Below are 19,367 nucleotides of genomic sequence, written 5' to 3' on the forward strand. Positions count from 1 at the left end.
TGGCATGGCCCGTTCAGACATGGCGCAGGTACCAGTCGTACTCGAGCTTGCTGACCGCCTGCAGGGCCAGGTCGCGCTCGGCACGGCGGTTGGCCAGGAAAACCCTGAGGAAGTCCTCGCCCAGTGCCTCGGCCAGGGGCTCGCTCTGCTCCAGCAGTTCCAAGGCCTGGCACCAGCTGTTGGTGAGGCTCGGTACGACCTGGTCATAGGCGTTGCCGGTGATGGCCGGCGGCGGTGCCAGCTGCTGTGCCATGCCGTGGTCGATGGCGCCGAGCAGGGTCGCCAGCAGCAGGTAGGGGTTGACATCGGCACCGGCCACGCGGTGCTCGATGCGCCGCGCCGCGTTGGGGCCTGAAGGGATGCGCAACGCCACCGAGCGGTTGTCGTAGCCCCAGGTCGGCGCCATCGGCACGTAGAGGCCAGCCTGAAAGCGGCGAAAGGAGTTGAGGTTGGGGGCGAACAGGGCCATGGAGGCGGGCATCAGCGCGAGCAGCCCAGCCACGGCGTGTTGCATCCGCGGCGTGCCGAGCGGGGCGCCATCCTCGGCGGCGAAGACGTTGTTCTCCGCCTCGTCAAGCAGGCTGATGTGGACATGGGTGCCGTTGCCGGCCTGCTGGCCATAGGGTTTGGCCATGAAGGTGGCCTCGAAACCATGGCGCAACGCCACGCCCTTGATCAGGCGCTTGAGCAGCACCGCGCTGTCGCAAGCCGCTAGGGCGTCATCGCAGTGGATCAGGTTGATCTCGAACTGTCCCGGCGCGCACTCCTTGAGGGCGGTGTCCAGCGGCAGCCGCTGGGTCCGAGCGGCGGCATGAATCTCCTCGAGCAGCTCGGCATACTCGTCGAGCTCGTTGATCGAATAGAGCTGGCTCTGCGCGGCCCGCTCGCCGGTCGTCGGTGAGCAGGGCGGCTGGATCATGCCCAGCGGGTCGCGCTGGCGATCGACCAGGCTGAACTCCATCTCCACGGCGACCATGGGCGTCAGCCCGGCTCGCCGGAAACGCTGCAGCACCCGATCGAGCACCTGGCGGGGATCGGCGAAGAAGGGTGTCCCGTCGGCCTCGGTCATGGTCATCAGCAGCTGCGCCTGGCGGGCCTCACGCAGCCAGGGGCTCGGCATCAGGGTGCCCGCTACCGGTCGGCAGAGCCGGTCGCTATCGCCGTTCAAGAGACCCAGGCCGGTGGCCTCGATGGTGTTGCCCAGGATGTCCAGGGCGAACACCGACGCCGGCAGGTTGACGCCGTCGTAAAACGCTTTTTCGAGGTTGTTGCGAGGGATACGCTTGCCGCGCAGCACGCCGTTGAGGTCGCTGATCAGCAGGTCGATGCTGTCGACGTGGGGATGGCGGTCGAGGAAGTCGCGAGCTTCATCGGCAGGGGATGAGGACATGGGGCCACCTATCGGCTGTGGGTCTTTGCAGGGGTGGCTGTCATCTTTGAAGCCCTCATCCTTGTTGTCAAATCTTTTACGTGGCGTGGCATGCAATGATGGCGGAGAAATACCTGATATATCATCTTTAATTTTTTGAAACATAGAGTTGTGTTGATAATCGCCGGGAGGCGTTGCTGCGGGGCTTGGCAATCTTAATCAACGGCGATATGTTGGGTGCAGCACAACAGCCATCAATGCGTCTTTCGAGGAGAGCGTCATGCGCACTCGACCCCTGGTAGGCGTGATTGCCTGCCGCCGCGAAGTGGAAGGCCACCCCGCGCACATGGTCACCGACAAGTACCTCTCCGCCCTGCGCGACTATGGTCTGGCGCCGGTGATCCTGCCGGTATGGGAGGACGCGGTGGAGAGCGAGCTGCTGACGTCGCTCGATGGCCTGCTGCTTACTGGCAGCTACACCAACGTCGAGCCGCAGCGTTACGGTGCTAAACGCGCCCCGGAGAATACCCGCGGCGACCCCCATCGCGACGCCGCGGCGCTGAGCTGGATTCCTGCCGCCCTGGATCTGGGCCTGCCCTTGTTCGCTATCTGCCGCGGTTGCCAGGAACTCAACGTGGCGTTTGGCGGCACTCTTCATCAAGCCCTGCAGCAGGTGCCTGGCATGCTCGACCATCGTGAGCCGCAGGGCGATCGCGACGCCAAGTATGCGCCTGCCCATGAGCTGACCATCCTGCCGGGTGGGCGGCTTTCGGCCCTTTATGGCGCGTCGGTATCCTGGGTCAACTCCTTGCACCAGCAGGGTATCGCCGAATTGGGACCGGGACTCGTCGCCGAGGCCGTGGCCCCGGATGGGCTCGTCGAGGCGATCTCGGTGACCGGTGCTCCTGGCTTCGCCCTGGCGGTGCAGTGGCATCCCGAGTGGAAGCCCCGCGAGCACCCGCTGTATGACGCCCTGTTCCGGGCCTTCGCCGCGGCCTGCGGGGTTTATCGCGGTGCCCGTCTGTCGTCAACCAGCGTCGGCGCCTGAGACCGTCGTTCCAACCTGGAGAGCCAGCATGACGCATTCCCTGCAGGCACTGGATCGTGCCTACCACCTGCACCCCTTCACCGACTTCAAGGCACTGGGCGAAGAGGGCAGTCGCCTTATCGAACGCGCCGAAGGGGTCTACATCTTCGATGCCGAGGGCAACCGGATTCTCGATGGCATGGCGGGCCTGTGGTGCGTCAACCTGGGCTACGGGCGCGAGGAGCTGGTCACGGCCGCCGCCGAGCAGATGCGCCAACTGCCCTACTACAACACCTTCTTCAAGACCACGCACCCGCCGGCGGTGAAGCTCGCCGAGAAGCTCTGCGCGTTGGCGCCGGAGCACCTCAATCATGTCTTCTTCACCGGTTCCGGCTCCGAGGCCAACGACACCGTGCTGCGCATGGTGCGCCGCTACTGGGCGCTCGAGGGCAGGCCGGAGAAGCAGTGGGTGATCGGTCGCGAGAACGGATATCACGGCTCCACTGTGGCCGGCATGAGCCTGGGCGGCATGGCGCCGATGCACGACCAGGGCGGCCCCGGCGTGCCGGGCATCACCCACGTGCGTCAGCCCTACTGGTTCGGTGAAGGGCGCGACCAGGATCCCGAGGCCTTCGGCCGTCAGTGCGCGGCGGCCCTGGAGACGAAGATACAGGAGTTGGGGGAAGCTCGGGTGGCGGCATTTATCGCCGAGCCCGTGCAGGGCGCCGGTGGTGCCATCATGCCGCCGGAAAGCTACTGGCCGGCGGTCAAGGCGGTGCTGGCGAAGTACGACATCCTGCTGGTGGTGGACGAGGTAATCTGTGGCTTCGGCCGCCTGGGCGAATGGTTCGGCAGCGTCCACTTCGATCTCGCCCCCGACCTGATGCCCATCGCCAAGGGCTTGTCCTCCGGCTATCTGCCGATCGGCGGGGTACTGGTCGGCGACCGGGTCGCCGACACCCTGATCGAGGAGGGCGGCGAGTTCTTCCACGGCTTCACCTACTCCGGCCACCCGGTGTGTGCCGCGGTGGCGCTGAAGAACCTGGAGCTCATGGAGACCGAGGGCGTGGTCGAGCGTGTCCGCGATGAGTTGGGGCCCTACCTGGCGCGCCGCTGGGCCACGCTGGGCGATCATCCGCTGGTCGGCGAGGCCCGCTCGCTGGGGCTGATGGGCGCGCTGGAGCTCATCGACCCGGCCACCGGCGAGCGCTTCGACAAGGCCCTGGCCGCCGGCAACCTGTGCCGCGACATCAGCTTCCGCCATGGCCTGGTGATGCGCTCGGTGGGTGATACGATGATCATCGCCCCACCCCTGGTGATCACCTGCGAGCAGATCGATGACCTGGTGACCCTGGCCCGCGAGGCGCTGGACGAGACCGCGCGGTGCCTGGCGGCCAGCGTCGCCGACGAACCGCAACCCGAGGAGAGACCCGCATGAGCCGTCCCGAATCTCCCAAGACGCTGGCCGACTGGCAGGCCCTGGCCGCCGGCCTGACCCTCGAGTCGCGCGCCTTCATCGATGACGCCTTCGTCGATGCCGCCAGCGGCGAGACCTTCGACACCCTCAATCCGGCCACCGGCGAGGTGCTTGCCCGGGTCGCCAGCTGCGACGGCCCCGACGCCGAGATCGCCGTGGGCCATGCCCGGACAGCCTTCGACGGTGGCGCCTGGTCACGCCTGGCGCCGGCGCGGCGCAAGAAGGTGCTGCTGCGCCTGGCGGAGCTGATGGAGGCCCACAAGCACGAGCTGGCGCTGCTCGATACCCTGGACATGGGCAAGCCGGTGACCAGTTCCCTGGGTGACATGAGCGGTGCCATCGCCTGCTTTCGCTACCAGGCGGAGTGCATCGACAAGCTCTTCGGCGAGGTTGCCCCCACCGGCGAGGAGACCCTGGCGCTGGTGCTGCGCGAGCCGCTGGGCGTGGTGGCCTCCATCGTGCCCTGGAACTTCCCGCTGATGATGACCGCCTGGAAGATCGCCCCGGCGCTGGCCGCCGGCAACAGCGTGGTCCTCAAGCCCTCGGAGAAGTCGCCGCTGTCGGCGCTGCGCCTGGCCCAGCTGGCCCGTGAGGCGGGGCTGCCCCGCGGTGTCTTCCAGGTGCTGCCGGGCTTTGGCCACACCGTGGGCCGCGCGCTGGCGCTCTCCATGCAGGTCGACTGCCTGGCCTTTACCGGCTCCACTGGCGTAGGCAAGCAGCTGATGCAGTATGCCGGCCAGTCGAACCTCAAGCGCCTCTATCTGGAGTGCGGCGGCAAGAGCCCCAATCTGGTCTTCGCCGACTGCAAGGATCTTGACCGCGTGGCCCGCCATGCCGCCGAGGCGATCTTCCACAACCAGGGCGAGGTGTGCATCGCCGGTTCCCGGCTGCTGGTGGAAAACGCGATTCGCGAGGCCTTCGTCGAAAAGGTGTTGGCCGCCGCCGAACAGATGCAGCCCGGCGACCCGCTCGACCCGCAGAGCTTCATGGGGGCGATCGTCGACGAGACACAGCATCGCCGCATCCTCGACTACATCCGCCAGGGCGTCGAGGAGGGGGCCAGGCTGCGTTGCGGTGGCGAGGCGCTGGAGGGCAAGGGGCTGTTCATTCCACCCACGGTGTTCGATAACGTGACCCCGGCGATGACCATCGGTCGAGAGGAGGTCTTCGGCCCGGTGCTCGCAGTATTCGGTTTCGACAGCGAGGAGGAGGCCATCGAACTGGCCAACGACAGCGTCTATGGCCTGGCCGCGGGCCTGTGGAGCCAGGACATCGACCGCATCATGCGCGTGACGCGTCGGCTGGCCTCCGGCCAGGTGTTCGTCAACAACTGGGCCGGCGGCGACCAGACCATGCCCTTCGGCGGGGTCAAGCAGTCCGGCAACGGTCGCGACAAGTCGATGCACTCGCTGCAGGAGTACTCCGATCTCAAGAGCGTGTGGATGTCGCTGGCCACCTGACCTGCGTTCCTCGGCATGAAAGCGGCGAGGCCGGCATCCTAGGGTGCCTGGTTCGCTTTGCGAGGAGATAGAGATGATCAAGACGTCCTGCAGCGTTGGTTCAGAACGCTCGCGCCGGGGTGGCGCAGCTGACCAGCCGGCAGGGTTCGCGGCCGGGATTACGGAAGCGGTGGGGCACGTTGGTCTCGAAGTAGTAAGCCTCGCCGGGGCTCAGCACCCGGGTGTCGGCGCCGATGGTGATCTCGATCTCGCCCTCCAGCACCACCCCGGCCTCCTCGCCCTGGTGGGCGATCATCTCGCGGCCGGTGTCGGCCCCGGGCGGATAGGTCTCGATCATGAAGGCCAGGGCGCGGCTGGCGCGGTTGGCGCCTACCAGCTTGTAGATGACATCACCCGAGCCCACGTCGGCCAGCTCGTCGACCGAATAGAACACCTGGTTGCGACTCTCCAGGTCCATGGTGAAGAAGTCCCCGACGCTCATGGGAATGGCGTCGAGGATCTTCTTCAGCGAGCTGACCGAGGGGCTCACCTTGCCCTGCTCGATCAGCGACAGGCTGGAGTGGGTGACCCCGCAGCGCTTGGCCAGCTCGCGCTGGGAGATGCCCTTCAGGGTGCGCAGGGCGCGCAGTCTCGCGCCGACATCATCCGACATCCGGTTCTCCTTCCCTCAGCGCGGGCTCAGCACAACGCGTCGAGCTTCTCTTTCAGCAGGGCGTTGACCTGCTGGGGGTTGGCGGTGCCCCGCGAGGCCTTCATCACCTGGCCGACGAAGTAGCCGATCATCTTGCCGCGCTTGTCCGGCTCGGCGTCCCGGTACTGGGCCACCTGGGCGGGGCTGTCGGCGATCACCTGGTCGATCATCGCCTCGATGGCGCCGCTGTCGGTGACCTGCTTGAGCCCCTTGGCCTCGATCACCTCGTCGGCGGACTGCCCTTCGCCGTTCCACAGCGCCTGGAAGACCTGCTTGGCGGCCTTGCCGTTGATGGTGTCATCCATCACCCGACTGACCAGCTCGCCAAGCTGGGTCGCCGAGACCGGACTGTCCTGGATCGGCAGGCCCTCGCGGTTCAGGGCGCCGGAGAGCTCGCCCTGGACCCAGTTGGCGGCCAGCTTGGCATCGCCGCAGACCTCCTTGACCGCCTCGAAGTACTCGGCCATCTCGCGGCTCGCCGAGAGCACCCCGGCGTCGTAGGCAGAGAGCCCCAGTTCATCCTGGAAACGGGCGCGCTTGGCAGCGGGCAGCTCCGGCAGGGTGTCGCGCAGGTGGTCGACATAGGCGCGGTCGAGCACCACCGGCAGCAGGTCGGGGCAGGGAAAGTAGCGGTAGTCGTTGGCCTGCTCCTTGGTGCGCATGCTGCGGGTCTCGTCGCGCTCGGGGTCGAACAGGCGGGTCTCCTGGATCACCTCGCCGCCATCCTCGAGCAGCTCGATCTGGCGCTCCACCTCGAATTCGATGGCGCGCTCGACGAAGCGGAAGGAGTTGACGTTCTTGATCTCGGCGCGGGTGCCGAAGCTTGCCTGGCCGCGCGGGCGCACCGACACATTGACGTCGCAGCGCATCGAGCCCTCGGCCATGTTGCCATCGGAGATGCCCAGGTAAGTGACGATCGAGTGGATCGCCTTGAGGTAGGCCGCGGCCTCCCTGGCCGAGCGCATGTCCGGCTCGGAGACGATCTCCAGCAGCGGTGTGCCGGCGCGATTCAGGTCGATGCCGGTCATGGCGTGGCCCCTGCCGTCGGCAAAGGTTTCGTGCAGCGACTTGCCGGCATCCTCCTCCAGGTGGGCGTGATGCACCCGGACGGCCTTGGTACTGCCATCCTCCAGAGTGATCTCCACCTCGCCGGGCCCGACGATAGGGTGATACATCTGGCTGGTCTGATAGCCCTTGGGCAGGTCGGGGTAGAAGTAGTTCTTGCGGTCGAACACCGAGACCTCGGGAATCTCGGCGTGGATCCCCAGTCCGAACTGCACGGCCATGGCCACGGCTTGCTCGTTGAGCACTGGCAGCACGCCGGGCAGCCCCAGGTCGACGGCGCAGGCCTGGCTGTTGGGCTCGGCGCCAAAGGCGGTGGAGGCACCGGAGAAGATCTTCGATTTGGTGGCGAGCTGGACGTGGACCTCCAGCCCGATCACGGTTTCCCATTGCATCACAGGGTCTCCTCGGCGATAGCGGGCCGACGCAGGTGCCAGTCGGTGGCCTGCTGGAACTGGTGGGCGACGTTGAGTAGCCGCGCCTCGGCGAAGTGGGTGCCGAGTATCTGTAGGCCCACGGGGCGGCCGCCCACGAAGCCGGCCGGCACGCTGATCCCGGGGATGCCTGCCAAGTTGATGGCGATGGTGTAGATGTCCTGCAGATACATCGACACGGGATCCTTCTTCGCCCCCAGGTCGAAGGCCGGGGTCGGCGAGGTGGGGCCCATCAGCACGTCGACCTCGTCGAAGGCGTCGAGGAAGTCCTGGCGGATCAGCCGGCGCACCTGCTGGGCCTTCTTGTAGTAGGCATCGAAGAAGCCCTCGGAGAGGGTGTGGGTGCCCATCAGGATGCGCCGCTTGACCTCCTCGCCGAAGCCCTCGGCCCGCGAGCGCTTGTAGAGGTCGGTGAGATCCGCGGGGGCATCGCAGCGGTGGCCGAAGCGCACACCGTCGTAGCGTGCCAGGTTGGAGGAGGCCTCCGCCGGGGCGATGACGTAGTAGGCCGGGATGGCGTAGTGGGTGTGCGGCAGGCTGACCTCGCGCAGCGTGGCGCCCAGCGTCTCAAAGACGCCGATCGCCTCGCGCACGGCGCGTTCCACCGCCGGGTCGAGGCCCTCGCCGAAGTATTCGCGGGGCAGGCCGATCCTCAGCCCGGCCAGGGGGGCGTCGAGCTCCTGGGTGTAGTCGGGCACCCCGCGAGCCACGCTGGTGGAGTCGCGCAGGTCATGGCCGGCAATGGCGGTGAGCAGGCGGGCACAGTCCTCGGCAGTGCGCGCCATGGGGCCAGCCTGGTCGAGGCTCGAGGCGTAGGCGATGATGCCGTAGCGCGACACCCGTCCATAGGTGGGCTTCAAGCCGGTGATGCCGCAAAAGGCGGCCGGCTGGCGGATCGAGCCGCCGGTGTCGGTGCCCATGGCGGCAGGTACCAGGCCGGCGGCCACCGCGGCGGCGCTGCCCCCGGAGCTGCCACCCGGCACGGCGTTGCGGTGCCAGGGGTTATGCACCGCCCCGTAGAAGCTGTTCTCGTTGGAGGAGCCCATGGCGAACTCGTCCATGTTGGTCTTGCCCAGGCTCACCGTACCGGCGGCCTTGAGCTTCTCGACCACGGTGGCGTCGTAGGGAGCCACGAAGGTGTCGAGCATCTTCGAGCCGGCACTGGTCCTGACACCTTCGGTGCAGAAGAGGTCCTTGAGGGCCAGGGGCACGCCGGTTAGCGGGCCGGCGTTGCCGGCGGCGCGGGCGGCATCGGCCTGGTCGGCAGCCTCGAGCGCCTGCTCGGCGGTGAGGGTGATAAAGCTGTTGAGCTCGCCGTCGAGGCGCTCGATGCGCGCGAGCAGCGCCTGGGTGAGCTCGCGGCTGGAGAACTCGCCGGCGGCGAGCCCGGCGGCGAGTGCCGTCAGAGTTGTGTCATGCATGGGCCCTGGGCTCCGTGATGGCTTGCCGGAAACAGATGGGAGTGGCACGGGTCATTCGACGACCCGCGGAACCAGATAGAGGCCCTGTTCCACCGCCGGCGCACAGCGCTGGAAACGCTCGCGCTGGTCGCTCTCGGTGACCTCGTCGGCGCGCAGCCGCTGGGTGGTCTCCAGGGGGTGGGCCAAGGGGGCGACCCCCTCGGTATCCAGGCTCTGGAGCTGGTCGACCATCGTCAGGATATGACCCAGGTCATCCAGATAGTGGGCGGCTTCGTCGTCGTCCAAGCCGAGCCGGGCCAGGTGGGCGGCCCTGAGAACGTCTGCGTGTTCAAGCGCCATGATCGGATATCCTCGACAGGGAGTGGAATCTGGGAAATGACCGCAAAAGGTACCACATCCTCCGCCTCGCGGGCAGGTCCGGGAATGCCGCGCGCCGCGGGACTTTGCTTGCTGCCGGGGGGCCGCGGTGATACCGTTTGCCTCCGCACTGGGTTCCCGGACTGCACTAGGTAACGACTCCATGTTCAAACGCTTGAGGGGGCTGTTTTCCAGCGATCTGTCGATCGATCTGGGGACGGCCAATACGCTGATTTATGTCCGCGGTCGCGGCATCGTGCTCGATGAGCCATCGGTGGTGGCGATTCGCCAGTCTGGCAACATGCGCAGCGTGGCCGCGGTGGGAGCCGATGCCAAACGCATGCTGGGGCGCACTCCTGGCAACATCACCGCCATCCGCCCGATGAAGGATGGCGTGATCGCCGACTTCACCGTCACCGAGCAGATGCTGCAGTACTTCATCCGCAAGGTGCATCAGAGCACCTTCATGACCCCGAGTCCCCGGGTGCTGGTCTGTGTGCCCTGCATGTCGACCCAGGTCGAACGGCGTGCCATCAAGGAGTCCGCCGAGGGTGCCGGGGCCCGCGAGGTGTTTCTGATCGAGGAGCCCATGGCGGCTGCCATCGGCGCCGGCCTGCCGGTGGAAGAAGCCCAGGGTTCGATGGTTGTCGACATCGGCGGCGGCACTAGCGAGATCGCCATCATCTCGCTTAACGGCGTGGTCTACTCGGAATCCATCCGTGTCGGCGGTGACCGTTTCGACGAGGCGATCACCGCCTACGTGCGCCGCCACTATGGCAGCCTGATCGGCGAGGCCACCGCCGAGCGGATCAAGGAAGAGATCGGTTGCGCCTACCCGGGCGGCGAGCTGCGCGAGATCGACGTGCGCGGCCGCAACCTGGCCGAGGGCATCCCGCGCAGCTTCACGCTCAATTCCCACGAGATCCTCGATGCCCTCCAGGAGACGCTGGGCTCCATCGTCGCCGCGGTGAAGAGCGCCCTCGAGCAGTCGCCGCCGGAACTCGCCTCCGACATCGCCGAGCGCGGCCTGGTGCTCACCGGTGGCGGGGCGCTGCTACGCGACCTCGACAAGCTGATCGCCGAGGAGACCGGGCTGCCGGTGATCGTCGCCGAGGATCCGCTGACCTGTGTGGCCCGCGGCGGCGGCAAGGCTCTGGAGATGATCGACCAGCACACCTTCGAGCTGCTTTCCAGCGATTGACTCGGGGGGATGCCCTATCAAGCCGCTGTTCTCGAATGGACCGCTGCCGGGCTATCGCATGTTGCTGTGCGTGGTTCTGGCGTCGGTGCTGATGTTTGCCGATACGCGCTTCACTCGCATGGAACCGGTGCGAACCCAGCTCTCCACGCTGGTGGCACCGATCCAGTGGCTGGTCAGCCTGCCCAGCGACGTTCTTAACTGGGCCTCGCTGGCACTCTCCGAACAACGGGCTTTGGTGGATGAAAATCGCCGCCTGCGCGAGCAGATTCTCACGCTATCGCACCGTGTGCAGCGCATGGCCAGCCTGACCGCTGAGAACGTGCGGTTACGCGAGTTGCTCGACGCCACCCGCCAGCGCGACATGCCCTATATCACCGCCGAGCTACTCTCGCTGGACCCCGACCCCTTCACCCATCAGATGGTCGTCGATCGTGGTCGCCGGGATGGGGTCTATGTGGGTCAGCCGGTGCTGGATGCCTCGGGGTTGGTCGGGCAGGTCATTGCCACCTCAGCCTACTCCAGCCGCGTGCTGCTGCTCTCCGATGCCAGTCATGCCCTGCCAGTGCAGGTCAATCGCAACGGGCTGCGCTTCATCCTCCAGGGGGTGGGTAGCTACGATGCCCTCAACGTCACCCATGTGCCCGACACCGCCGACATCCGCCAGGGCGACCTGCTGACCACCTCGGGGCTGGGCAAGCGTTTCCCGCCCGGCTATCCGGTGGCTCGGGTCTCGGCGGTGATCCATGACCCGGGCGAGCCCTTTGCCCATGTCACCGCCGAGCCGGTGGCGCAGCTGCAGCGTTCACGGCACTTCCTGCTGCTGTTTCCACCTGCCCTTCCCGCAGCCCCTGCCGAGGGAGAGCTGGCTGCCCCGGCCCTCGAGGCGGCTCTTGGTCTTGGCACCTCGGCGACCAACCAGGAGTCGCCCTGATGGCCACGTCTCCGCCTGCTAACCTGCTGTGGATCTGGCTGACCCTGCTGTTGGCCCTGTGCCTGCAGGTCATGCCGCTCGCCGATGGCTGGCAGGTGTGGCGCCCGGACTGGCTGGGCCTGATGCTGATCTACTGGTACATGCACGAGCCACAGCGGGTCGGCGTCTTTCACGGTTTCGTGCTGGGTTTGCTGATGGATCTCATCGAAGGCACCCCGCTGGGGCACAACGCCCTGCTGTTGTCGCTGCTGGCCTTCCTCTGCGCCCTGGTCTATCCCCGTTTCCGGGCCTACTCGCTGATCCAGCAGGCGCTATTGATCTTCGTGCTGCTGGGTATGGTCCAGGTGGCCGAGCAATGGCTCAGGGCCCTGTTCGGCCCCTTCGCCATGCACCTCTCGTTCCTGCTGTCTTCGCTGATCGGGGCACTGCTCTGGCCCTGGCTAACCACCCTGTTTGAGGCACTGGGGCGCCGCCTCGCTCGCCATTGACCACTTGCCCTACGCCGCGGAGCTGTCATGACTTACGATCCCGTGCTCTGCCTGGCGTCGGCCTCGCCACGCCGACGCGAGCTGCTCGCTACGATCGGCGTCGCCGTCGAGGTGCGCCCCGTCAACATTGACGAGACGCCGCGAGCCGACGAGGCCGCCCATGACTATGTGGTCCGCCTGGCCTGGGAGAAGGCGCTGGCCGGTGCCCCCTTTTCCACGCTGCCCATTCTGGGCGCGGATACCGCGGTGGTCTGTGATGGCGCGATCCTCGGCAAGCCGGCGGGCGCCGAACAGGCCGCGAGCATGCTGCGCGGACTTGCTGGACGTGCCCACGAGGTGCTCACCGGCGTGGCCGTCAGCGGCCCTGCCGGGCTGCTGACGGCCTGCGTGGCCACCCGTGTTTATTTGCGTGCGATCAGCGAGACGGAGCTTGCCGCCTACTGGGCCACCGGCGAGCCGGCGGACAAGGCCGGCGGCTACGCCATCCAGGGCCTGGCCGCGGTGTTCGTCGAGCGCATCGAGGGCAGCCATTCGGCAGTGGTGGGCCTGCCGCTGTTCGAGACCGCCAACCTGCTGAGCCAGCAGGGCGTGCTGCTCTGGAACGGGGCGCTGCCGATCGGCCCCAGCTCATGCCCTATGTCATAATGGCGGCAAACTCTTCTGGACAAGGACTTCCGCATGAGCGGTGAAGTACTCATCAACCTGACGCCGATGGAAACCCGTGTCGCCGTGGTGGAGAACGGCGTGCTGCAGGAGGCCTTCATCGAGCGAGCCCGTCGCCGCGGTATCGTCGGCAATATCTACAAGGGCAAGGTGGTGCGTGTGCTGCCGGGGATGCAGGCTGCCTTCGTCGATATCGGCCTGGACCGCGCTGCCTTCATACACGCCCACGAAGTGATGCCAGCTGCGACCCCGGGCGACGACCAGGTCTCTATTGCACAGCTGCTCCATGAGGGCCAGACCCTGGTGGTGCAGGCCACCAAGGACCCTATCGGCTCCAAGGGAGCGCGGCTCACCACCCACCTCTCGATACCCTCGCGTTACCTGGTCTACATGCCCGATTCACCCCACCACGGCGTCTCCCAGCGCATCGAGGACGAGTTGGAGCGTGAACGCCTGCGCGGCCTGGTCGAGGCGGCTGGCCTTGAGCAGTCGGTGGAGGTCACCGGCGGCTTCATCGTGCGCACCGCCGCCGAGGGTGTCGGGGTTGAGGAGCTCGCCGCCGACATGGCCTTCCTGCTGCGCCTGTGGCGGCGGGTTGGCGAGCGCATGCTGACCACCTCGGCCCCCGGCGTGATCTACGATGACCTGCCGCTGTTCATGCGCACCCTGCGTGATGTGATGCGTGACGACATCGAGAAGGTGCGCATCGACTCCCGGGAAAACTACGTCAAGTTGCTCGAGTTCGCCGAGGAGTTCATGCCCACCGCGGTGGAGCGCATCGAGCACTATGCCGGCGAGCGGCCGATCTTCGACCTGTTCAGCGTTGAGGATGAAATCCAGAAGGCGTTGGGGCGCAAGGTGCAGCTCAAGTCGGGCGGGTATCTGGTCATCGATCCCACCGAGGCGATGACCACTATCGACGTCAATACCGGTGGCTACGTGGGTCATCGCAACCTCGAGGAGACAATCTTCAAGACCAACCTCGAGGCCGCCACGGTGATCGCCCGCCAGCTGCGACTGCGCAACCTCGGCGGCATCATCATCATCGACTTCATCGACATGGAGGACACTGAGCATCAGCGCCAGGTGTTGCGCATGCTCGAGAAGTCGCTGGAGCGCGACCACGCCAGAACCAAATGCACCGGGGTCACCGAACTGGGCCTCGTCCAGCTGACTCGCAAGCGCACCCGCGAGAGTCTCGAGCAGACGCTGTGCGAGCCTTGTCCCGTATGTGCCGGTCGCGGCACCCTCAAGACCCCGGAGTCGGTCTGCTACGAGATCTTCCGCGAGATCCTGCGCGAGGATCGTGCCTACAGCGCCGAGACCTATACCGTGCTGGCCTCCCAGGCGGTGGTGGATCGCCTGCTCGACGAGGAGTCCGCCGCCGTGGCTGATCTGGAGAAGTTCATCGGCAAGCCGATCCGCTTCCAGGTGGAAACCCACTACTCCCAAGAGCAGTACGACATCGTGCTGATGTGAGCCTATGTCCCTGACCCGCCTGGTGCTTCGCTGGTTATTGACGCTGTCGGCAGTGCTGCTAGCCGTGCTGGCTGCATTGACCCTGGTACTGCGCTTGGTGCCGTTCGTGCTCGAGGAGCAGGCGCCGCGCCTGGAGCAGTTGCTCTCGGCGCGCTTCAATGCGGTGGTGGAGCTCGAAGGACTGACGGTCGGCCTGCCGCGCTACGACCCCCAGCTGGTGATTTCCGGCCTGCAGATTCGCTCCCGAAACGCCACGGGCAATGTGCCACTGCTCGAGGTGGAGCAGGCGCAGCTGCGCCTGGACAGCCTCGCCAGCCTCGCCGCCGGGATACCGGTGGTGGCGGATGCCCGAGTGCAAGACGTGACCGTGCATCTCTACCAGGAGGCGAACGGGCGCTGGCGCTGGCCAGGCCCTGCGGAGCTTCCCTCCGAGCTGGTTCTCGAGGGCGAGTTCGACCTCGAGCGCCTCGACTTCTGGGTCGGCATGCTGCTGCGTCAGAGCGCCTGGGCCGAGCAGGTCAGCCTGGTGCTGCATGGCCAGCAGAAGCGCACCGTGCTTACGGCCCCTCGGCTGGTGATGACCGGGGATGCCCGGCGTACTCATCTGGAGGGCAAGGTGCGGGTAGAGGGGCAAGGCGGTCAGGCCATCCAGATGGTAATGGAAGTGGTACCGGGTCCTACGGGGTTGCGTGACTTCAGTGCCGCCCTGCAGGCGGACATGCGTCTCGATAGCCTGGTGGGGCTTTCCAGCGTACTGGGCGTTGGCGACGTCCTGCGCCTGGAGGCCGCCAGTGGCGATGCGCGCCTCTGGGGCCGCTGGCAGAGCGGGCGCCTGGCCGACTTGCGCCTCGACATCGACGCCCCCCTGCTGACCCTGGGGCAGCCTCCATCCGCCACTGAGGAGGCGCCCCCGGCCATCGTGCTCCATCGTGTCACGGCGCGTGGCCAATGGCTGCGCGATGCCTCGGGCTGGCAGGCCTGGCTCGAAGGCGATGCGCGCAGTGCCGACGGAACCCATCCCGAGGGCAAGCGTATCCAGGCAGCTAGCGGCCCGGAGGTGCCCCATTATTGGCACGCGCGCAGCCGCGAGGATGGCTGGTGGCTCACCACCAGCGAGTTCGACCTCGGCGCGCTGGCCGCCTGGCGCGACCGGCTACCGCTGCCCGAGGCCCTGGTGCGGGTGATCGATAGCCTGGACCCGCGAGGACGCGTTACTGGCTTTCGGCTAGGCCGTGAGGGTGGCGAGTGGCTCGCCCGAGCCTCGGCCAGGGAGGTGGCGGTGTCTGCCTGGGAGCATGCCCCCGGCGTGGGTCCTCTGGATATCTGGATCACCTCGCGTGACCTGCGGGGCCATGTCGAGTTTGTCGGCCGCGACAGCCGCCTGTACTTTCCCCAGCTGTTCGATTCGCCCATGGCGCTCAGCCGTGCCAGCGGGATCATCAACTGGGCCTATGATGGCCCACGTAGTTTCGTCAGTGGGCGCGACCTCGCGCTCGACTGGAACGGTGCCCATGTCGAGGGGAGTTTCGGCCTCTCGGTGGGGGGAGGGCGGCACGGTGGCTTCGGTCTGCAACTCGATCTGCAAGACGTGGATGCCATCGGCACACCGCTGATCGACTGGTTGCCGGTAGGCGCGCTTGACCCCGCGCTCAACGATTGGCTGGCCAGCGGGGTGGCCGGCCGCGTGACCGAGGGTGAGGTGCGCCTTCATCTGCCCTTGAGCGGGGAGGGCAAGCAGGTTGCGCCATCCCTGCAAATGGATCTGGCTGTGGCGGAGGGTCGCCTGCCGGTCGCGCCCGGCTGGCCGCGCCTCGAGGCCGTCAGCGGGCGGCTGCAACTGGTCGATGAGACCTTGACCGCGCAAGTCGATCACGCCGAGAGCCTGGGGGTCGAGGCCCACGATGGCGAGGTCCGTCTGGCCGATGAGCGGCTCACCGTCAGTGGCGAGCTCGAGGCTTCCGCCGAGGCGCTGCGCCGTTACCTGATGGCGCTGCCCGTCGAGGGAATGTCGGCAGTGGCGCCCTGGCAGGGCGAAGGCCGGGCTACCGGTAGCCTGGCGCTATCCATGACCCTGGACGAGCCTGACTCCCTGGCACTGGACATCGCCACCCGGGTGGACTTCCCGAGGCTCTCCCATGCTCCCCTGCAGCTGGTATTTCGTGACCTGATGGGGCCTCTCGCCTGGCATCAGCGCGGCGATGAGGGTGAGCTGAAGGGTCGCCTGGCCGGGCACCTGCTGGGCGGGTCGGTAACGAGCGAGATCGATACCCAGGGTGGTGGGGTCGACCTCTCCGGCACGGCCAACGCCCAGGCCATCGCCGAGTGGAGTGGCATGCCGGGCCTGGGCAGTATGCTTGAGGGCCAGCTGCCCTGGCGGGGGCGGTTGACCATCGACGAGCAGGACACCTCGTTGCACCTGGAAAGCGGCCTGCAAGGCCTGGCCATCGCGCTGCCGGAGCCCCTCGGCAAGCGCCGTGAGGACCGCCTGCCGCTGCAACTGACGTTCGACTTGACCGGTGGCCGCCTCGAGGCTCGCCTGGGCGAGCGGCTGGGTCTGCGCTGGCGCGAACGGGAAGACGCCGCCGAACAGGGGCAGGTCTGGCTGGGCCGGCGGCCGGACGCTTGGCCGCGCGGGCCCGGCTGGAGTGTCGACGTCTACCAGCCGCGCCTGCCGGTGGCCGACTGGGTGCGGGCCTTGTCAACGCTGATCGCCGAGGGTGGCCGGGGCTCGATAGGCCTTTCCGCCCCGTCGGCGCTGGCGTCGCTGGCCATTCGTAGCGATTGCCTTGAGTTGCAGTCGCGCTGCCTGGGGTCGCTGGTGCTGGAGGGCGGCCCCCGCGACGGGGGCTGGGAACTGGATCTGGGCGGCAGCCTGGCCAACGGTCACCTCGTCTATCGACCCGCGCAGGCCGCGGCGCTGGACATTGCCCTGGAACGGCTGGCGCTGGATCCCTTGGTGGCGCCGGTCAGCGAGAGTGGCCAGTTGATGGAAGAGCTCGATGTCCCCTCCGAGGCGGCCCCCCTGCCGTCGTGGCTAGCGGCCGTGCCAAATGGTCGGCTGCGCATCGCCGAGCTCGCCTGGCAGGGGCAGCGCCTTGGGCCCTTCAACGGATATTGGCGCTCGTCGGCCGATCGGTTGTCTGTCGAGCCGCTGGGTCTGACCCTGGGCCAGATCAGTGCCCATGGCAACCTGACCTGGGAGGCGACCGGCGCCGGCGATAGCCTGACCCGGGCGCGGCTCGATCTGGACGGCGGCGATCTGGGCACGGCCCTGGCCGCGCTGGGACAGCAGGTGGCCGTGCGCAGCGCCGAGACCCGGGTGAAAAGCCAGCTGGCCTGGCCGGGAGCCCCCTGGCAGTTCGCCCTGGTCCGCTCCCGGGGCAGTCTCGAGATGACCTTGCGCGATGGTCGTTTCGTCAACATCGATTCCCCCTCGGCGCGGGTCGTCGGCCTGCTCAACGTCGACAACCTGCTGCGCCGGCTGAGGCTTGATTTCTCCGATGTCACCGGTCAGGGGACGGCTTTCGATCGTGTCAGCGGTGCCGCGACGCTGTATGGTGGTGTCCTGGAAACCCGTGGGCCGGTGGAGATCGAAGGGCCGGCAAGCCGCTTCACCCTGGACGGCAGTGTTGACCTGGCGCGACGGGAACTCGACCAGCGCCTGACCGTCACAGTGCCGGTAAGCAACAACCTGCCGCTGGCAGCGGTACTGGCTGGCGCCCCGGTGGTGGGTGGTGCGCTGTTCGTTGCCGACAAGCTGTTCGGCGACGCCATCGACCGCGTGACCCGAATACACTACCGCGTGAAGGGCCCCTGGACCTCGCCGCGGATCTCTCTGGAAAATGCCGAATGACATCACAGACTCACGCCATGCTCGACGAGGCCACCGCTGTCCTGCTGACGCCCGGTGGCCTTAATCTCGCGGCCCTGGATGGCGGGCTCGGCCACGCCATGGGTCGGGGCATCGACTATGCCGACCTCTACTTCCAGCGCAGCTGGCACGAGGGCTGGGTGCTGGAGGATGGCGAGGTCAAGGAGGCCAGCTACAACATCGACGGTGGCGTTGGAGTGCGCGCCTTGGCCGGCGAGAAGACCGGCTTTGCCTATTCCAACCAGATCACCGCCGAGGCCTTGGCCGAGACCGGACGCACTGCTGCGGGCATCGTGCGCCGCGGCGAGCGGCTGGCGGTGGCGCCTGGCGTGGCCATGGCCAGCCAGGCCCGCTACGCCGGGATCGACCCGCTCAGCGGCCTGTCTGCCGAGGACAAGATCGCCATGCTCAAGCTCGCCGACCGGGTGGCGCGGGCGGCTGACCCTGCCGTGTCCCAGGTTAGCGCCTCGCTCAGCGGGGTCCACGAGGTGGTGCTGGTGCGAGCCAGCGACGGCACCCTGGCGGCGGATATCCGCCCGCTGGTGCGCTTCAACGTCAGCGTGATCGCGGTGCGCAATGGCCGCCGCGAGCGGGGCAGCGCCGGCGGGGGCGGCCGCTACGCCATGGCGCGGCTGCGCGACGAGAACGTCGCCGAGCGCTATGCCGAGGAGGCGGTGCGACAGGCGCTGGTCAACCTCGAGGCCGTTGCGGCACCGGCCGGCCAGATGCCGGTGGTGCTGGGACCAGGCTGGCCGGGCATCCTGCTCCATGAGGCGGTAGGCCACGGCCTGGAAGGGGACTTTAACCGCAAGGGCAGCTCGGCCTTCGCCGGGCGGATTGGCCAACGGGTTGCCTCGCCTGGCGTCACCGTGGTCGACGATGCCACCCTCGCCGACCGGCGTGGCTCGCTCTCTATCGACGACGAGGGAACCCCAGGCCAGAGTACTCCCCTGATCGAGGACGGCATCCTGACCGGCTACATGCAGGACAAGCTCAACGCCCGGCTGATGGGCATGGCGCCCACCGGCAACGCGCGGCGCGAATCGTTCGCCCATTTGCCGATGCCGCGCATGACCAACACCTACATGCGCGCTGGCAGCGATGACCCGGCGGACATCCTGAAGAGCGTGAAGCGCGGGCTCTATGCGCTGAGCTTCGGCGGCGGCCAGGTGGACATCACCTCGGGCAAGTTCGTCTTCTCGGCGAGTGAGGCCTACCTGATCGAGGACGGCAAGATCACCGCGCCGGTAAAGGGCGCGACGCTGATCGGCAATGGTCCCGAGGCCATGGGCCGGGTCTCGATGATCGGCCACGACCTGCAGCTCGATACCGGCATCGGCGTCTGCGGCAAGGAGGGGCAGGGCGTGGCGGTAGGCGTGGGCCAGCCGACGCTCAAGCTCGACGAACTGACCGTGGGTGGGACGCAGTCTTGAGGC

15 protein-coding genes are annotated in these 19,367 nt (G+C 67.3%); 10 read left to right on the forward strand and 5 right to left on the reverse strand.

Annotated features, from left to right (window positions below; translation table 11 throughout):
• Positions 1 to 13 precede the first annotated feature (13 nt).
• The gene (locus tag DFO68_RS04445; protein ID WP_133482470.1) at positions 14 to 1,390 is read right to left on the reverse strand and encodes a glutamine synthetase family protein; all 1,377 of its coding nucleotides are present in this window, start codon (positions 1,388 to 1,390) and stop codon (positions 14 to 16) included.
• Between the two features lie 259 nt (positions 1,391 to 1,649).
• Here DFO68_RS04445 and DFO68_RS04450 point away from each other — a divergent pair, with 259 nt between their 5' ends.
• Genes DFO68_RS04450 through DFO68_RS04460 form a run of 3 tightly spaced genes read left to right on the forward strand, consistent with a single transcriptional unit; the run spans position 1,650 to position 5,333 of the window.
• The gene (locus DFO68_RS04450) at positions 1,650 to 2,417 is read left to right on the forward strand and encodes a gamma-glutamyl-gamma-aminobutyrate hydrolase family protein (RefSeq protein ID WP_133482472.1); all 768 of its coding nucleotides are present in this window, start codon (positions 1,650 to 1,652) and stop codon (positions 2,415 to 2,417) included.
• 28 nt (positions 2,418 to 2,445) lie between these two features.
• The gene (locus tag DFO68_RS04455; RefSeq protein WP_133482474.1) at positions 2,446 to 3,834 is read left to right on the forward strand and encodes an aspartate aminotransferase family protein; all 1,389 of its coding nucleotides are present in this window, start codon (positions 2,446 to 2,448) and stop codon (positions 3,832 to 3,834) included.
• Complete coding sequence (locus DFO68_RS04460; RefSeq protein ID WP_133482476.1) at positions 3,831 to 5,333, forward strand: aldehyde dehydrogenase; 1,503 nt, start codon at positions 3,831 to 3,833, stop codon at positions 5,331 to 5,333. The genes DFO68_RS04455 and DFO68_RS04460 overlap by 4 nt, the downstream gene beginning before the upstream one ends.
• A gap of 100 nt (positions 5,334 to 5,433) precedes the next feature.
• Here DFO68_RS04460 and DFO68_RS04465 read toward each other — a convergent pair whose 3' ends face one another.
• The 4 genes from DFO68_RS04465 to gatC are packed head-to-tail and all read right to left on the reverse strand — an operon-like array spanning position 5,434 to position 9,280.
• Positions 5,434 to 5,985 carry a cupin domain-containing protein gene (locus DFO68_RS04465; RefSeq protein ID WP_133482478.1) on the reverse strand — a complete coding sequence of 184 codons (552 nt, stop codon included), beginning with the start codon at positions 5,983 to 5,985 and terminating at the stop codon, positions 5,434 to 5,436.
• 26 nt (positions 5,986 to 6,011) lie between these two features.
• Positions 6,012 to 7,481 (reverse strand): Asp-tRNA(Asn)/Glu-tRNA(Gln) amidotransferase subunit GatB, encoded by a 1,470-nt coding sequence (gatB, locus tag DFO68_RS04470; RefSeq protein WP_133482480.1) that lies wholly within the window; start codon positions 7,479 to 7,481, stop codon positions 6,012 to 6,014.
• Positions 7,481 to 8,941, reverse strand: a complete 1,461-nt coding sequence (gene gatA / locus DFO68_RS04475) for an Asp-tRNA(Asn)/Glu-tRNA(Gln) amidotransferase subunit GatA (RefSeq protein ID WP_133482482.1) — start codon at positions 8,939 to 8,941, stop codon at positions 7,481 to 7,483. Before gatA ends, gatB begins: the two co-directional genes overlap by 1 nt.
• Before the next feature lie 51 nt (positions 8,942 to 8,992).
• Entirely contained in the window at positions 8,993 to 9,280 is a 288-nt protein-coding gene (gatC, locus tag DFO68_RS04480) for an Asp-tRNA(Asn)/Glu-tRNA(Gln) amidotransferase subunit GatC (RefSeq protein ID WP_133482484.1), read from the reverse strand.
• A 181-nt stretch (positions 9,281 to 9,461) separates the two neighbouring features.
• Between gatC and DFO68_RS04485 the strand changes: the two genes are divergently transcribed.
• The 7 genes from DFO68_RS04485 to tldD are packed head-to-tail and all read left to right on the forward strand — an operon-like array spanning position 9,462 to position 19,364.
• Positions 9,462 to 10,499, forward strand: coding sequence for a rod shape-determining protein (locus DFO68_RS04485; protein ID WP_133482486.1), 1,038 nt, complete (start codon positions 9,462 to 9,464; stop codon positions 10,497 to 10,499).
• Positions 10,500 to 10,515: 16 nt separating this feature from the next.
• Positions 10,516 to 11,430, forward strand: coding sequence for a rod shape-determining protein MreC (gene mreC, locus DFO68_RS04490; RefSeq protein ID WP_279512794.1), 915 nt, complete (start codon positions 10,516 to 10,518; stop codon positions 11,428 to 11,430).
• Positions 11,430 to 11,918 (forward strand): rod shape-determining protein MreD, encoded by a 489-nt coding sequence (mreD, locus tag DFO68_RS04495; protein ID WP_133482490.1) that lies wholly within the window; start codon positions 11,430 to 11,432, stop codon positions 11,916 to 11,918. Before mreC ends, mreD begins: the two co-directional genes overlap by 1 nt.
• A gap of 27 nt (positions 11,919 to 11,945) precedes the next feature.
• The gene (locus tag DFO68_RS04500) at positions 11,946 to 12,563 is read left to right on the forward strand and encodes a Maf family protein (RefSeq protein ID WP_133482491.1); all 618 of its coding nucleotides are present in this window, start codon (positions 11,946 to 11,948) and stop codon (positions 12,561 to 12,563) included.
• Between the two features lie 33 nt (positions 12,564 to 12,596).
• On the forward strand, positions 12,597 to 14,060 hold the full coding sequence (gene rng / locus DFO68_RS04505) for a ribonuclease G (protein WP_133482492.1): 1,464 nt from the start codon (positions 12,597 to 12,599) through the stop codon (positions 14,058 to 14,060).
• A gap of 4 nt (positions 14,061 to 14,064) precedes the next feature.
• Positions 14,065 to 17,913 (forward strand): YhdP family phospholipid transporter, encoded by a 3,849-nt coding sequence (locus DFO68_RS04510; RefSeq protein ID WP_133482493.1) that lies wholly within the window; start codon positions 14,065 to 14,067, stop codon positions 17,911 to 17,913.
• A complete protein-coding gene (tldD, locus tag DFO68_RS04515; protein ID WP_133482494.1) occupies positions 17,910 to 19,364 on the forward strand; it encodes a metalloprotease TldD in 1,455 nt (484 codons plus the stop codon). The genes DFO68_RS04510 and tldD overlap by 4 nt, the downstream gene beginning before the upstream one ends.
• Positions 19,365 to 19,367: the final 3 nt, after the last annotated feature.

Source organism: Halomonas ventosae (assembly GCF_004361885.1).
Classification (GTDB): Bacteria; Pseudomonadota; Gammaproteobacteria; order Pseudomonadales; family Halomonadaceae; genus Halomonas; species Halomonas ventosae_C.

Coding starts and splice junctions, on each gene's coding strand:
- DFO68_RS04445 (WP_133482470.1), bottom strand. CDS start 1,390: ATGTCCTCATCCCCTGCCGATGAAGCTCGCGACTTCCTCGACCGCCAT.
- DFO68_RS04450 (WP_133482472.1), top strand. CDS start 1,650: ATGCGCACTCGACCCCTGGTAGGCGTGATTGCCTGCCGCCGCGAAGTG.
- DFO68_RS04455 (WP_133482474.1), top strand. CDS start 2,446: ATGACGCATTCCCTGCAGGCACTGGATCGTGCCTACCACCTGCACCCC.
- DFO68_RS04460 (WP_133482476.1), top strand. CDS start 3,831: ATGAGCCGTCCCGAATCTCCCAAGACGCTGGCCGACTGGCAGGCCCTG.
- DFO68_RS04465 (WP_133482478.1), bottom strand. CDS start 5,985: ATGTCGGATGATGTCGGCGCGAGACTGCGCGCCCTGCGCACCCTGAAG.
- gatB (WP_133482480.1), bottom strand. CDS start 7,481: ATGCAATGGGAAACCGTGATCGGGCTGGAGGTCCACGTCCAGCTCGCC.
- gatA (WP_133482482.1), bottom strand. CDS start 8,941: ATGCATGACACAACTCTGACGGCACTCGCCGCCGGGCTCGCCGCCGGC.
- gatC (WP_133482484.1), bottom strand. CDS start 9,280: ATGGCGCTTGAACACGCAGACGTTCTCAGGGCCGCCCACCTGGCCCGG.
- DFO68_RS04485 (WP_133482486.1), top strand. CDS start 9,462: ATGTTCAAACGCTTGAGGGGGCTGTTTTCCAGCGATCTGTCGATCGAT.
- mreD (WP_133482490.1), top strand. CDS start 11,430: ATGGCCACGTCTCCGCCTGCTAACCTGCTGTGGATCTGGCTGACCCTG.
- DFO68_RS04500 (WP_133482491.1), top strand. CDS start 11,946: ATGACTTACGATCCCGTGCTCTGCCTGGCGTCGGCCTCGCCACGCCGA.
- rng (WP_133482492.1), top strand. CDS start 12,597: ATGAGCGGTGAAGTACTCATCAACCTGACGCCGATGGAAACCCGTGTC.
- DFO68_RS04510 (WP_133482493.1), top strand. CDS start 14,065: ATGTCCCTGACCCGCCTGGTGCTTCGCTGGTTATTGACGCTGTCGGCA.
- tldD (WP_133482494.1), top strand. CDS start 17,910: ATGACATCACAGACTCACGCCATGCTCGACGAGGCCACCGCTGTCCTG.